Source organism: Microbacterium hydrocarbonoxydans (assembly GCF_011752045.1).
GTDB lineage: Bacteria > Actinomycetota > Actinomycetes > Actinomycetales > Microbacteriaceae > Microbacterium.
The window spans coordinates 591185-606029 of the sequence record NZ_JAAKXW010000002.1; the positions used below are offsets into that span (position 1 = coordinate 591185).

Sequence of the window (14845 nt, forward strand, 5' to 3'; positions counted from 1 at the left end):
CCGGAGTACGGTGGCGGTGTGGATGCACCCGACCCGCTGCCCGACAGCCCCGCTCCCGACAACCCCCAGGGCAAGCTCGTGCTGCTCCGGCACGGCGAGACGGAGTGGTCGCGGAGCGGCCGTCACACCGGTCGCACCGACATCCCGCTCACCCCGCACGGCGAGGACCTCGCGAGGGCGGCGGGCGAGCTCGTGCGCGACTACGCCTTCGGGCTCGTGCTGAGCTCCCCGCTGCAGCGGGCGCGCCGCACCGCCGAGCTGGCGGGACTGGACGCCGACGTGGATCCGCTGCTCATCGAGTGGGACTACGGCGGCTACGAGGGGCGCACCACAGCCGAGATCCGCGCCGAGCTCGGCTATGACTGGACGGCCTTCGCGCACGGCGTGATCCGCGGGGACACCCCCGGTGAGACGGTCGAGGAGGTCGCCGCGCGCGCCTCGCGCGTGCTCACCCGGGTGCTCCCCGCGATGGCGCAGGGCGACGTCGCGCTCATCGCGCACGGGCACTACCTGCGCATCCTCACCGCGGTCTTCCTTCGGCAGGCGCCCCGCTTCGCCGCGCAGATCACGATGGATGCCGGGTCGGTGTCGGTGCTCGGCTTCGATCGCGAGCAGCCGGCGATCCTGGCCTGGAACCGCGGCCCGCACCTGCCGATGGAGCCCGCCGCGTCCTGACCGGCCGCCGGTCGTCAGACGCCCGGCGGTCCGTCGAGCACCGTCGGCACGTACTCCAGCAGCTGGATGCTCATGTCGAAGGTGCGCGCCTCGACGAGGTCGAGCTTCACGTCGGGATAGCCGTCGAAGATGCGCTCCGTCCCCGTCGCTCCGGTGATCACTGGGAACACCCCGACGCGGTAGCGGTCCACGAGTCCCGCCATCACGAGCGACCGGCATAGGGCGATGCTGCCGATCGTGCGCAGCGGGCGGTCGGACTCCTCCTTCAGCCGGCGCACGTACTCGACGGCATCCTCCCGCACGAGGATCGAGTTCTCCCAGGTCAGCGGCTCCTCCAGCGAGGAGGAGAACACGTACTTCGTGAGGCCGTTCAGCACGTCGGTGCCGGGTTCGCCGCCGGCGGTCAGCTCCGACATCACCCGGTAGGTGGTCGCCCCCATCAGCAGCGGGTCGTCCTTGTCGGGCGAGTTCTCGAGCCAGTCGAGGTACTCCGGGCTCTCCATCCCCCACCAGCCGGGCCAGCCGACAGCCGCGCCGTAGCCGTCGAGGGAGCAGATGAAGTCGATCGTCAAGGTCTGCATGCCGCCTCCTTCGCCCGCCGCGGTGCGGGGGCTTCATCGTCGATCGGTCGCCTCGCGCAAGGAGTCTAGGCGCGAGTCCGGAGCGGCGGAACCCCCATCGGATGCGGTCATGTCGGCGGCATCCGGCACCATGGACGCATGGCGGACGGCTACGACCTCGACTTCCTCCCGACGCGACTGCCGCTCCCCCGGCCGACGCAGGTGGTGCGGACGCTGGACTACCCTCGGTTCTCCGTGCTGCTCGATCCGGCGCGCCGCCTCGCGGCGGTCACCGCGGTGAACATCGACGGGGCGCGGATGCTGGACCTGCCGCGCGCCGGCGATTGGCGACTCGACCCCCGGGTCGCCGCGGAGGAGCAGACCGGCCCCGAGGTGTACGCCCGCAACGACCTGGATCGCGGGCACCTCGTGCGCCGCCGTGACCCGGGCTGGGGCACGACGGCCGAGGCCCGCGAGGCGATGGCAGCGACCTTCTTCTACACGAACGCCGCGCCGCAGGCGGCCGGCTTCAACCAGTCGAAGGAGCTCTGGCTCGGGCTCGAGGACCACGTCCTCGCCTACGCCGAGTCCACCGATCAGCGGCTTTCGGTGTTCACCGCCCCGGTGCTCGGCGACGACGACCCGCCCTATCGCGGCATCCGGATCCCGCTGCGGTTCTGGAAGGTCGCCACCTGGCACGGACCCGACGGACTCGCCGCCGCGGGGTTCCTCCTCGACCAGTCCGAGCTCGTCGACACCGCCGACGGGCTGCTCGCGGCACCGCCGCTCGGCGGGTTCCGCACCTTCCAGGTGCCGGTCGCCGAGATCGCCGCCCTCACCGGCGTCGACCTCGGGATGCTGACGGATGCCGACGTGCTGGCCGGCCGCGCGCTGCGACCCGGCGAGTGGCTCGAGCTGCGCGCGCCGGACGACATCGTGCTCTGAGCGTCGCAGAACTCGCCTTGGAAGCCCCGCAGACCCTACGATCCAGACATGAACAGCACCGCGGCACTTCTCACGGCCTGGATGCCGCGGCAGCGGTGGTGCTCGGCGAAGGACCGGACGCCGTCGCTGCGGATCGTGGCGTCGTGGCATCTGCCCGACCCGTTCGTCGACGACGGCGCGCCATCGGTGCGCGTGCAGACCCTTCTCGTCGCGGACGACAGCGCGAAGCCGACCGCGCTCTACCAGGTGCCCGTCGTCGAGCGCCCGACGTCGAGCGTCGACGTCGGAGCGGAGCACATCATCGGCAGTCTGCGCGCGGGCGTGAGCCTCGTCGACGGGGCGTTCGACCCGGCGTACACCGAGGCCCTGCCGCGTCTCGTGACGCGCGGCGGCGAGGGCGCCGGCGAGGGTGCGCGGGCGGTCGGCGTCCCGTCGGCATCCGTTCCCGATGCGACGCCGTACGTCGCCGAGGTGCTCAGCGGCGAGCAGTCGAACACCTCGATCATCTACCGCGCCGCCGGGGCGCCGCCTCTGATCTGCAAGGTGTTCCGCCAGCTGCACCCGGGGCTGAACCCCGACATCGAGCTGCAGACCGCCCTGGCCGGCGCGGGGTCGCCGTTCGTCCCGCGGGCGATCGGCTCGGTCTCGGGCACCTGGCCGGATCCCGCCGGCGGCACTCTCCCCCTCGAGGGCTCGCTCGCCTTCGCCCAGGAGTTCCTGCCGGGGGTGGAGGACGCCCGCCGCGTCGCGCTGCGCGCAGCCACCGAGGGCGTCGACTTCACGGAGGCGGCCCGCGAGCTCGGGGTCGCCACGGCCGGCGTGCACGTGTCGCTCGCCGAGCTCTTCGGCACCGGCGCCGGCACCGCGGAGGATCACGACCTCATCAGCGCGAGCTGGCGCCGGCGCCTCGACATCGCGATCGCCGAGGTGCCGGAGCTCGCCGAGGCCCGGGAGGCGATCGAGGCGGTCTACGAGCGCGCCACGCTGACCGACTGGCCCGGCCTGCAGCGCGTGCACGGCGACTACCACCTCGGACAGGCGATCCTCACCCCCGAGCGCGGCTGGGTGCTCCTCGACTTCGAGGGCGAGCCGATGCGGCCGATGGCCGAGCGGGTGCGGCCCGACCTCGCCCTCCGCGACGTCGCGGGGCTCCTCCGCTCCTTCGACTACATCGCGGGGTCCCTCATGATCGAGCACCCCGACCAGGAGCCCGAGCCCGCACTGGAGTGGGCACGCGCGGCGCGGCTGGCGTTCCTCGAGGGCTACGCCGCGGCATCCGGTGTGTATCTCAGCGCGCACCGGCCCCTCCTGGACGCGCTCGAGCTCGACAAGGCCGTGTACGAGGCGATCTACGAGTCCCGCAACCGGCCCGACTGGATCGCGATACCGCTCACCGCGATCCGCCGGCTGGTGTCGCGCTGAGCGGCACCGCGGCACGCTGTGTCATCTGCCTCGAGGCGATGGGGTGCGAGATGCTCGACGTCGCGCCTCGGCATCCGGAGTTCGCGACCGGTCTGCGCGTCCCGCGGGTCGCGGAGTCCTTCCGACGCTGACCACCGTCGGAATGCCCGTCACTGCGCGGGCAGGCAGCCGCCGTCGATGATGTACGCGCCGGCCTCGGTCGTCAGCGTCTCGGCCGACACCTCGCCGAAGATGCATCCTCCCTCCGGCGCGGTCACGCCGCAGGCGACGGTGCGCCCGTCGCCGAGGGTCTGCGCACTCGGATCACGGTCATGCGCTCATGCAACCGCACTCCGCACCGTTCACGGGCGCGAACGGTGCGGAGGTCGTCAGACGCGCGGCGGGTTCAGTGGCAGCCACTCCTCGAGCGTGGTGTCGAAGATGCGGGCGCCGTCGACGGGGATCAGCGTGCGCTCTTCGATCTGCGCTCCGTAGTACGGCGCGCTGTCGTCGCGCACGACGGTGCGGTGGTCGCCGCGGAAGGCGAGTGCGCGGCGCGCGAACTCGTCCATGCCGAACGCCTCCGGTCCGGCGATCTCGATGTCACCGCGGGCCTCGCCGGCCGCCGCGCGTGCCACCGCGGTCGCCACATCCTCCGCGGCGATGGGCTGGATGAGCGCGCCGGGGAGGGTGACCGTGTCGCCTTCCGTCGAGATGTCGGCGATGCTTCCCACGAACTCGAAGAACTGGGTGGCGTGCACGAGGGTGTAGGCGATCCCGGACTCGCGGATCAGCCGCTCCTGCGCCACCTTCGCGGCGAAGTACGGGATGTTCTGCGGCCGGTTCGTGCCGACGATGGTCAGGGCGACGTGCTTCGTCACGCCCGCCGCCTCCTCGGCCGCCAGCAGGTTCCGCGTCGACGTCGTGAAGAACTGCATGACATCGTCGGGTGCGAACGAGGGCGAGTTCGACACGTCCACGACCGTGTCGGCGCCGACCAGAGCCTCGGCCAGCCCTTCGCCGGTGAGCGCATTCACCCCCGTGTTGGGGGCTGCGGCGACGGCCTCGTGACCCTGCTCTGTGAGCTTCGCGACGACCTTCGAGCCGATGAGGCCGGTTCCTCCGATGACGACGATCTTTGCCATGTTCGAGCCTTTCCTGTGACGGACGCCGCTGCGGCGCCTCACGATCTCTGACCGTCGAGGGGTCACGGATGTGACAGCGGCTCACAGGGATCTCCCGTCACAGTTCGGGAACCGTCCCGGTCACTGCTTGTACGGCGCGAGCCGCGCCGTACGGCGGAAAGAGGAGACGACGATGGCAGACACCCCCGCGACGGCATCCGCGCTGAACGGCGCACTCGGCACCGAGCTCACGGTGCTGCAGGCGGTCGCGACCGCCACGATCAGCGAGGCGAGCACGCGGTCGCTGATCTACCTCTCGACGCTGTCGAGCGGCCTCGTCGCCGTGGGCTTCGCCGCCGAAGCACCTGCGCTGCTCTCGGCTCTGACATTCACTGTGCTGCCCGCGATCTTCATGCTGGGGTGGTTCACCGTGGTGCGACTGGTCGACACGACCGTCGAGAACATCACCGTCCGCCGCCGCATGGAGCGCATCCGCGAGTACTTCGTCACCCTGGACCCCCGGGCGCCTGCCCTGATCGCGCTGGACGATCCGCACACGGGCGAACTCGGCATCCGCTACTCGCGCTCATCGTTCCTCTTCACGATGGCCAGCATGGTCGCGGCGGTGAACGCCGTGCTGGGCGGCGCACTCGTGGCGCTCGCCCTGCTGACTGCAGCCGGGGCGCCCGCCCTGGGCGCGCAGTTCACCGGGACGACGGTGGGGGCGGGACTGCTGAGCGCGACGCTGATCTACGAACGGCGGCGGATCCGGCTGGCGACCTCCCGGTGAGGCGAGCCGCGCTGTCACAGATCGCCGCGCTTCCCGGTCATCCCTTTCGACGGATGCTCCAGAGTGGGCAGGTGCTTCGCACGGATGGTGCACCATGAGGACGGAGAGAGTGGATGCAGTTGCCGGGGCGCCCGGAGGCGGTGGAGAGTGTGAAGGTGCAGGCGAGGGACGACACGGGATCTCCGGAGGACGGCCTCATGACCGCTGTCGCCGTGTTCGACGGGCAGCGGCGGCGCCTCTTCGGAATCGCCTACCGGATGCTGGGCACGGTCGCCGACGCCGAGGACATCGTGCAGGAGACGTGGATCCGCTGGCAGAACGCCGATCGCGCCGACGTCCAGGAGCCCGCGGCGTTCCTCGCCACGATCGCGACGCGGCTGTCGATCAACGTGCTGCAGTCGGCGCGCGCCCAGCGCGAGACGTACATCGGCCCGTGGCTGCCAGAGCCCGTGAACACCGACGACGATCCGGCGCTCGGCGCCGAGCGTGGCGAGGCCCTCCAGTTCGCGATCCTCCTCACGCTCGAGAAGCTCACGCCCACCGAGCGGGCCGCCTACATCCTCCGCGAGGCGTTCGACTACCCCTATCCCCGCATCGCCGAAGTCATCTCGTCGAGCGTCGTCAACGCGCGGCAGCTGGTCAGTCGCGCCCGCGCGCACCTTGCGTCGCCCGCGCGGTCAGCGGTCACACCCGGGCACCAGCGGCGTCTCCTCGAGGCGTTCCTGGCGGCCGCGCGGAAGGGGGACGCGATCGAGCTCGAACGCCTGTTCGCCGACGACGTCGTCAGCTACTCCGACGGGAACGGGGTGAAGCTCGCCGCGCGGATCCCCGTGATCGGTCGCACACGAGTGGCGAGCTTCGTCGCGGCGTTCGCGAGTCATTTCTGGGCCGGCAAGACGACCGACTGGGTCGAGGTCAACGGCCAGCCCGCCGTCGCCCTCCGGCAGGAGGGGACGATCACGACGGTCCTCGCCGTGACGGCCTCCGCGAAAGGCATCGAGCAGCTCCTGTGGATGATGAGCCCGCAGAAGCTCGGCCACGTGATCGCGGGCGGCGCATGACCGTGCCGCCACGCCGGCCGGCGTGGCTGCGCGGGAGACGCGGTGCCGTCGACGGGGAGAACGTGGAACGGCTCGCGGCCGCGCTGGCTGCCGGCAACGGCGACGGCGTCCGGGCTGAGCTGCACCGTGGGGTGGCCCTCATCGTCGACAGCGGCAGGTGGGAGCATGACGCTGCGGAGTCGATCACGGGCCGGGATGCGGTGGCCGCGAGCCTGCTCGGACTCATGACCTCGGCGACGTCGGTGTCGATGGCGTCGATCAACGGCGGGCCGGGAATCGTGCTCATCCGCGACGGCCGGGTCGTCGCCGCCGTGACCGCCCAGACGCGCGTGGAATCACTGTCGCACGTGTGGGTCGTATGCGCTCCGGACAAGCTCCGTCATTGGAGCCGGTAGTCACGCTGCCCGTCGTCCCGGACCCCTGAGGGGCAGAATCCATCACAAGTCAGGATCTTGTGACGGAATCGATCGGGATTCGCAAAACCAGTGCAGGTATCGGGCAGAAGGGCCGATCAGTTGAAGTCGCCACCCGGCGCCATGTCCGCGAACCGCGAGTAGTGGCCCTGGAAGGCGACGGTGATCGTCGCGGTCGGGCCGTTACGGTGCTTGGCGACGATGAGGTCGGCCTCGCCGGGGCGCACGTCCTTGTCGTACACCGAGTCGCGGTGCAGCAGGATCACCATGTCGGCATCCTGCTCGATCGATCCCGACTCGCGCAGGTCGCTGATCGCGGGCTTCTTGTCCTGGCGCTGCTCGGGACCACGGTTCAGCTGCGACAGCGCGATGACCGGGACCTGCAGCTCCTTCGCGATGAGCTTGAGGCTTCGGGAGAACTCCGAGACCTCCTGCTGACGCGACTCGACGCGCTTTCCGGAGGTCATCAGCTGGAGGTAGTCGATGATGACCATCTTCAGACCCGCCCGCTGCTTGAGGCGACGGCACTTGGCGCGGATCTCGACGAGCGTCATGTTCGGGCTGTCGTCGATGTACAGCGGGGCGTCGTTGATGCGCCCGCGGGTCGCCGCGACCGTCGTCCAGTCGCGCGGGTCGAGGGTTCCCTTGCGCATGTTCTGCAGCGGAATCGCACCCTCGGCGCTGAGCAGACGCATGGCGATCTCGCTCTTGCCCATCTCGAGGGAGAAGAAGATCGAGGGGTAGTCGTGGCCGATGGATGCCGCGCGCGCGAAGTCGAGCGCGAGCGTCGACTTTCCCATGGCGGGGCGGGCGGCGACGACGATCATCTGGCCGCCGTGGAGGCCGTTGGTGAGCTCGTCCAGCTCTCTGAAGCCGGTCGGGATGCCGGTCATCGAGCCGTCTCGGCCGTTCGCGGCCTCGATCTCCTCGACCGCGGCATCCACCGCGACCGTCAGGGGGACGTAGTCCTCCGCGGTCTCGGAGCCCGTGACGGAGTAGATCTCCGCCTGGGCGTTGTTCACGATGTCGGTCGCGTCGCCCTGGCCGTCGTAGCCGAGCTGCACGATGCGCGTGCCCGCGTCGACGAGCCGGCGGAGGATGGCCCGCTCAGAGACGATGCCGGCGTAATAGCCGGCGTTCGCAGCGGTCGGAACGATCGAGGTCAGGGTGTGGAGGTAATCGGCGCCGCCCGCCCTGCTGAGCTCACCCGTCTTGATGAGCTCGTCGGTGACCGCGACGACGTCCGTCGGCTCGCCGTGGGAGTACAGGGAGAGGATCGCCTCGTAGATGAGCTCGTGCTTGGGGATGTAGAAGTCGGCGCCCTTGAGCGTCTCGATCACGTCGGCGACCGCATCCTTCGACAGCAGCATGCCACCCAGCGCGCTCTGCTCGGCGAGCAGGTCATGAGGCGGAGTGCGCTCCGGCTTGCGCTGCTGCCCCCCGAGGCGCTCCTCCGAGATGTCGGCGATCGACACAGTGTTCCCTTCGACGCGACGAGCTTGCTTGGTGTGCGCCGCCCGAGAGGGTGCCGCACTCCGTGACCTTCAGGTCACGTGCACAGCGAACCAGGACCCCCCGACATTCGGCCGCTCGACCACGGTATTCAGGGGGTGGGGAGGGCGCAACAGGGCCTGTGGATAACTGTGTGGAAACCGTGCGGACAAACTCGGAGTGTCTGTGCACAACTCATGTGGATAACTCGGTGGACATCACCGAATCGCGCCACTTTTTAGCGTCTTGACCTGCCATTCCTTGTTTCCCCACCCTGTGCACAGGATTCGACTTCAAGTGGGGATTGAAGGTTGCCCGCACCAGGGGGACATGTGCAGAACCTGGGGAAAGTCAAGCCGGACTCCCGGTCGGGCGCGTCACCGCGAGATCGACGGCTGAGAAACGACTGGACACGCGTCACGACCACCGGTAATGTCGGCGCAGCGGTGCATGTCGCACGGCCATGCGTTGACCTTTCAGAGGGGGGAGGCTGACGTGGACTCTCGAGCCACTCGACGCGGTCTCCCCACGACCGTGATCGTCGGAGGCCTCGTCGCGCTCGCATGGGCCGGATTCACGGTGCTCACGGGCGGAGGCGCAGCACACGCCGACGAGGAACCCCGCAGCCCGCTGGGTGGACTCACGTCCCTCGTCAGCACCACCGTCTCGAACGTGACCGACCCCGTCGTCTCACAGGTGGTCGCCCCTGTCGTCTCGCAGGTGGTCGCCCCGGTCGTCACGAACGTCGTGCAGCCGGTGCAGCAGGCCGCTCCCGCCGTCGTCAAGACCGTGACGCAGACCGTCGCTGAGGTGCCGGTGGTCGGACCGGTCACGACGCCGATCGTGAAGACGGTCACGTCGACCGTGAAGTCCGTCACCGCGCCGGTCACCGATCTGCTCCAGGACTCGCCCGTCTCGGGCATCACGACGCCGATCCTGGATGCCGTGACCGGCCTGCCCATCGTCGGCGACGTGGTCGACGACAGCGGTGTCATCGATGTCGTGGACGACGTCGTGGGGATCGTGGACGACACCACCGACCTCGTCGGCGGAGTCGTCGACGAGACGATCCCGCCGATCGTCGACTCCCTCGAGCCGACGACCCCCGGTACGGGCCCCGGCACTCCCGGCACACCTGGTACGGGCACTCCGGGCACCGGGACGCCGGGCACGGGCACCCCTGGCACCGGCACGCCCGGCTCTCCCGTGGACGGCGGCTCCGGTGAGCCCGGCGTCCCCGGTGCGCCGGCGACGACCCCGGATGCCGCAGGCGGCCCTGCAGCGTCTGACAGCCTCTCCACGGTGTTCTCCGGCCGCTCCGGTGCCGGTTCTGCCGGCGACGCCGCAGTCGGAACCTCCGACCGCTCGATCGGCGCCCCGCAACCCGCGGGTGACCCCGCCACCGCGCCGCCTGGCGCGCCGGCATCCTCTTCTTCTTCCTTCGCTGGTCCCAGCGGAGGCCCTTCGAACGCTCACGCTCGCCTCGGCGACGACAGCGTTCCCCCGTTCCGCACCTGGTCGCGGAACGCCGGCGCACCGGACGAGGCGCTGCCCTCGTCGCCGGTGGCCGAAACCGACGTCTCTCCTGACTGATCGGGTGTCGTGTCGTCCCTCTGAGACGACAGATGCTTCTGTGCGCCGCCCTCGAGGCTGAGCGCACGCATCCAGACACCTCTTCAGTCAGGAGCATCCATGCGCCTTCACACGCGTCTTCACGCGACCGGTCGCGCATCGCAGGGATCTTCACGTCGTGACCGGCAGGGCCTCTGCGCCCGCCGCGCCTTCGACGACTCCTCCGTCCTGATCTGAACGGGTCTCCACGTCTTGACGACGTGACTCAGACTCCGGCAGTCGGGAATCCTCGGGGGAGGAGATTCTGCACTGCCGGTGCGCTGCATGTGGAAAGCCGATGGTCCCCATGAGCCCCCTCAGCTCGTGTTCGGCGCCCTTGCACCAGCGCAGAGGATGCCCCGAGGTTCCCTCACCTCGGGGCATCCTCCCTTCCTGTCTGCGATGCGCGCTCCGAACGCTCGCGATCGTCGCGCGGCTACGCCACTACTGTGGCCGCATGTATGGACACATGTACGGATCGAGACTGGCCAGATGGTCCGCCGCCACCGAGTGGCCTCTCCTCATCGCCGCGCTTCTGTTCCTCGTGGCATACGCAACACAGATCATTGCCCGACCGTCTGGACTCGTAGGGGCGGTCGCGGAGGCGGGCATCTGGGTCAGCTGGAGCCTGTTCGCCGTCGACTACGCCGTAAGGCTGGCGATCGCTGAGAACAGGATGCGATGGTTCTCAAGCCATCTCCTCGACCTGGCGATCGTCGCGCTGCCCATGCTCCGACCGTTGCGGCTCATGAGGTTCCTGACCGTGCTCGCGCTGGTGCAGCGAGGTGCGGGCAACGTCCTTCGCGGCCGCGTGGTGATCTATACCCTGGGCGCAGCCGGACTGATCCTGCTGGTCTCAGCTTTAGCCGTTCTGGATGCCGAAGAAGGCCAGGGAACGATCGACACCTTCGGCGAAGCCCTCTGGTGGGCCTTCGTCACAATGACGACCGTCGGATACGGAGACTTCACTCCCGTCACGATCGTCGGTCGATGCGTGGCAGCGGGACTGATGCTCGGCGGCATCGCTCTCATCGGCGCGGTGACCGCGACCCTCGCATCGTGGATCGTGGAGAAGGTCGCCGATCAGACGACGGCGACAGAGGCGGCGACGGCCGAGCAGGTGGATCTGCTGCGTACCGAACTCGCGGAGATCAAGGCCCTGCTGGGCTCGCGTCCGGAGTCTGCGGAGATCTGAGCATCCGCTTCGATCACTCCGAGGGCGCGAAGAAGGCCGCTGGCCCGGGCGAATCGCTTCGCCCGAAGCCATCGGCCTCTTCGTTCACACCCGCCGACGGAATCCGACGAACAGAATCGCTCCGAGGATGAGGATCAGCGCCACCCCTCCGATGAACGGAGCCTCACCGCCGGTCGCAGCGAGCGCTGCGGTCGTCGTCGAGGTTCCGGATCCAGAGAGAGCGGCAGCCGCCGCCCCGTTCGAAGCGGGGTTGTCCGCCCCGCCGGCGTTGTTTCCCGGCGTGCCGGGGGCGCCCGGGGTACCCGGAGTGCCCGGGGTACCCGGAGTGCCCGGGGTACCGGGGGTACCGGGGGTACCCGGAGTGCCCGGTGTACCCGGTGTACCCGGCGTACCCGGCGTACCCGGCGTACCAGGGGTCCCCGGAGTACCCGGAGTACCCGGGACGGCCGTGTCGATGAGGTCATCGACGACCGCCAGTGCGGACTCCACGAGCGCCGTGACCTGCTGGATCACGCCGCCCACAGTGTCGACGACGCCGCCGGCCAGTCCGCCCACGAGGGGGAGCTGACCTGCGGTGTCGCCGACGTCACCCGCAGCCTCCTGCAGGGCGGAGAGGGCGTCGCTTGCGACACCGCTCAGGTCGCCCACGCCCGGAAGCGTCGGCGTGCCCGGCTCGGAGCCCGGGAGGCCGGGGAGGATGCCGCCGACAGCGTCGACGACACCCCCCACCAGACCACCCACGTCGGGCGTACCCGGAAGACCAGGAACGCCCGGCTCGCTGCCGGGCAGGCCCGGAATGCTGGGGACTCCGGGCTCACCACCCGGAAGGCCCGGGAGGCCGGGGAGGATGCCGCCGACAGAGTCGACGACACCCCCCACCAGACCGCCCAGGTTCGGAACGCCCGGCAGACCCGGAAGGCCGGGGACGCCAGGCTCGCCGCCCGGAACTGCGCCGACGAGGTCACCGATCGTCCCGATGAGGCCGCTGAGCGGGCCACCGACCACAGGCAGCCCTCCCGCGATTCCACCGATCAGGTCGAGAATCTCATCGACAGTGCCCGGGACACCGGGCTCGCCGCCGGGCAGGCCCGGCAGCTGGGGAAGACCCGGGATCAGACCACCGACGAGGTCAGTGACATCACCCAGACCCGGCAGGCCGGGAAGACCCGGGAGGCCCGGGTCGCCAGGCTCGCCGCCAGGAAGGCCCGGGAGTCCGGGGAGGATGCCGCCGACAGCGTCGACGACACCCCCCACCAGACCGCCCAGGTCAGGTGCTCCCGGGAGACCCGGAAGCTCGCCGCCAGGAAGACCCGGGAGCGACGGAAGGGCAGGGATCAGACCACCGATCAGATCGGTGACATCACCCAGACCCGGCAGAGAAGGAACACCCGGGAGACCCGGAACCTCGCCACCAGGAAGCCCGCCGACCACGTCACCGACGGTGTCGACGACATCACCCGCAGGACCACCCACGACCGGGAGCTGACCCGCAGCGTCACCGACAGAGTCGACGACATCACCGATCGAGCCGAGACCCGGCAGACCCGGGTCGCCAGGCTCGCCGCCAGGAAGGCCCGGGAGTCCGGGGAGGATGCCGCCGACAGCGTCGACGACACCCCCCACCAGACCACCCAGGTCAGGTGCTCCCGGCAGACCCGGCAGGCCGGGCTCACCAGGCTCGCCACCCGGGAGACCCGGGAGCGAGGGAAGGGCAGGGATCAGACCACCGACGATGTCGGTGACGTCACCCAGACCCGGCAGAGACGGGACACCGGGCAGGCCCGGCAGACCCGGGTCACCAGGCTCGCCGCCAGGAAGACCGCCGACCAGGTCACCGACCGTGTCGACGACCTCAGCAGCGGGACCACCCACCACCGGGAGCTGACCCGCAGTGTCACCGACAGAGTCGACAACATCACCGATCACACCCAGACCCGGCAGACCGGGCAGAGACGGCACTCCCGGGAGACCCGGGAGCTCGCCACCGGGAAGACCCGGCAGCGACGGAAGACCCGGGACCAGACCACCGATCACATCGGTGACATCACCCAGACCCGGCAGAGACGGAACACCCGGAAGCGAAGGAACACCCGGGAGACCCGGGACCTCGCCGCCAGGAAGACCGCCGACCAGGTCACCGACCGTGTCGACGACCTCGCCCGCAGGACCACCCACGACCGGGAGCTGACCCGCAGCGTCACCGACAGAGTCGACGACATCACCGATCACACCGAGACCCGGGAGACCCGGCAGGCCGGGCAGGGACGGCACTCCCGGGAGACCCGGGAGCTCGCCACCGGGAAGACCCGGCAGCGACGGAAGACCCGGAATCAGACCACCGACGATGTCAGTGACATCACCCAGACCCGGCAGGGACGGAACACCCGGAAGCGAAGGAACACCCGGGAGACCCGGAACCTCGCCACCCGGAAGCCCGCCGACCACGTCGCCGACCGTGTCGACAACCTCGCCCGCAGGACCGCCCACCACCGGGAGCTGACCCGCAGCGTCACCGACAGAGTCGACAACATCACCGATCACACCAGGGATGCCAGGCAGACCCGGCAGCCCGGGCTCACCAGGCTCGCCACCCGGGAGACCCGGCAGCGACGGAAGACCCGGGATCAGACCACCGATCACATCGGTGACATCACCCAGACCCGGCAGAGACGGAACACCCGGGAGACCCGGCAGGATGCCACCGACCGTGTCGACAACATCACCCACCAGACCACCCAGGTCAGGAACCCCGGGAAGACCCGGGAGCTCGCCACCGGGAAGACCCGGGAGCGAGGGAAGGGCAGGGACCAGACCACCGATCAGATCGGTGACATCACCCAGACCCGGCAGGCCCGGAAGACCCGGGTCGCCAGGCTCACCACCGGGAAGACCCGGCAGCGAGGGAAGGGCAGGGACCAGACCACCGACGATGTCAGTGACATCACCCAGCCCCGGAAGGGACGGCAGACCCGGAACGCCAGGCTCACCACCGGGAAGACCCGGCAGCGACGGCAGACCGGGGAGCAGACCGCCGATGGTGTCGACGACACCACCGATCACTCCGCCCAGCTCGGGCAGACCCGGAAGACCCGGGATGCTCGGGTCCGGAAGACCCGGAACACCCGGCAGACCCGGCAGACCGGGAAGGCCGCCGACGAGACCACCGACAGAGTCGACGATTCCACCGACGACACCACCAAGGTTCGGCAGGCCCGGGAGACCGGGAAGCCCCGGAAGACCCGGGTCACCAGGCTCGCCGCCAGGAAGCCCACCCACGAGGTCGCCGACCGTGTCGACGACTTCACCAGCAGGACCACCCACCACCGGGAGCTGACCCGCAGCGTCACCGACAGAGTCGACGACGTCACCGATCACACCAGGGATGCCAGGCAGACCCGGCAGGCCGGGCAGGGACGGTACTCCCGGGAGGCCCGGGAGCTCGCCACCGGGAAGACCCGGCAGCGACGGAAGAGCAGGAACACCAGGAAGAACATCGATCAGGCTGCCAACACCGTCAGCAACCTCACCGATCGTGTCACCCACCCCCGGAAGAGCAGGAACACCAGGAAGAACATCGAT

At 69.9% G+C, this 14845-nt stretch carries 12 protein-coding genes; 8 read left to right on the top strand and 4 right to left on the bottom strand.

Annotation, left to right across the window (positions count from 1 at the left end):
* The first annotated feature begins 18 nt into the window (after positions 1–18).
* Complete coding sequence (locus G6G98_RS11085; protein WP_243842092.1) at positions 19–675, top strand: histidine phosphatase family protein; 657 nt, start codon at positions 19–21, stop codon at positions 673–675.
* A 14-nt stretch (positions 676–689) separates the two neighbouring features.
* Here the strand turns inward: G6G98_RS11085 and G6G98_RS11090 are convergent, their stop codons facing one another.
* Positions 690–1256, bottom strand: coding sequence for a dihydrofolate reductase family protein (locus G6G98_RS11090; RefSeq protein ID WP_164234542.1), 567 nt, complete (start codon positions 1254–1256; stop codon positions 690–692).
* Between the two features lie 138 nt (positions 1257–1394).
* On the opposite strand from G6G98_RS11090, the gene G6G98_RS11095 reads away from it, so the two are divergent.
* Both G6G98_RS11095 and G6G98_RS11100 read left to right on the top strand, forming a co-directional pair.
* Positions 1395–2180: a DNA/RNA non-specific endonuclease gene (locus G6G98_RS11095; protein ID WP_067348372.1), complete on the top strand. Its 786-nt coding sequence runs from the start codon at positions 1395–1397 to the stop codon at positions 2178–2180.
* A 48-nt stretch (positions 2181–2228) separates the two neighbouring features.
* Complete coding sequence (locus G6G98_RS11100) at positions 2229–3602, top strand: maltokinase N-terminal cap-like domain-containing protein (protein ID WP_164234541.1); 1374 nt, start codon at positions 2229–2231, stop codon at positions 3600–3602.
* A gap of 368 nt (positions 3603–3970) precedes the next feature.
* On the opposite strand, the gene G6G98_RS11105 is transcribed toward G6G98_RS11100, so the two are convergent.
* Entirely contained in the window at positions 3971–4726 is a 756-nt protein-coding gene (locus tag G6G98_RS11105) for an SDR family oxidoreductase (protein ID WP_067348377.1), read from the bottom strand.
* A gap of 172 nt (positions 4727–4898) precedes the next feature.
* Between G6G98_RS11105 and G6G98_RS11110 the strand changes: the two genes are divergently transcribed.
* From G6G98_RS11110 to G6G98_RS11120, 3 genes are all read left to right on the top strand, one after another.
* Positions 4899–5495: a hypothetical protein gene (locus tag G6G98_RS11110; protein ID WP_164234540.1), complete on the top strand. Its 597-nt coding sequence runs from the start codon at positions 4899–4901 to the stop codon at positions 5493–5495.
* A 197-nt stretch (positions 5496–5692) separates the two neighbouring features.
* Positions 5693–6556: an RNA polymerase sigma-70 factor gene (locus G6G98_RS11115; RefSeq protein ID WP_067348508.1), complete on the top strand. Its 864-nt coding sequence runs from the start codon at positions 5693–5695 to the stop codon at positions 6554–6556.
* Positions 6553–6951, top strand: coding sequence for a hypothetical protein (locus G6G98_RS11120; protein WP_164234539.1), 399 nt, complete (start codon positions 6553–6555; stop codon positions 6949–6951). The genes G6G98_RS11115 and G6G98_RS11120 overlap by 4 nt, the downstream gene beginning before the upstream one ends.
* Before the next feature lie 116 nt (positions 6952–7067).
* Here G6G98_RS11120 and dnaB read toward each other — a convergent pair whose 3' ends face one another.
* Entirely contained in the window at positions 7068–8444 is a 1377-nt protein-coding gene (gene dnaB / locus G6G98_RS11125; protein ID WP_067348387.1) for a replicative DNA helicase, read from the bottom strand.
* 511 nt (positions 8445–8955) lie between these two features.
* Here dnaB and G6G98_RS11130 point away from each other — a divergent pair.
* Both G6G98_RS11130 and G6G98_RS11135 read left to right on the top strand, forming a co-directional pair.
* Complete coding sequence (locus tag G6G98_RS11130) at positions 8956–10053, top strand: hypothetical protein (protein ID WP_164234538.1); 1098 nt, start codon at positions 8956–8958, stop codon at positions 10051–10053.
* 325 nt (positions 10054–10378) lie between these two features.
* Positions 10379–11266 carry a potassium channel family protein gene (locus G6G98_RS11135; protein ID WP_243842093.1) on the top strand — a complete coding sequence of 296 codons (888 nt, stop codon included), beginning with the start codon at positions 10379–10381 and terminating at the stop codon, positions 11264–11266.
* Between the two features lie 84 nt (positions 11267–11350).
* Here G6G98_RS11135 and G6G98_RS17155 read toward each other — a convergent pair whose 3' ends face one another.
* Positions 11351–14641 (bottom strand): hypothetical protein, encoded by a 3291-nt coding sequence (locus G6G98_RS17155; protein WP_243842094.1) that lies wholly within the window; start codon positions 14639–14641, stop codon positions 11351–11353.
* Positions 14642–14845: the final 204 nt, after the last annotated feature.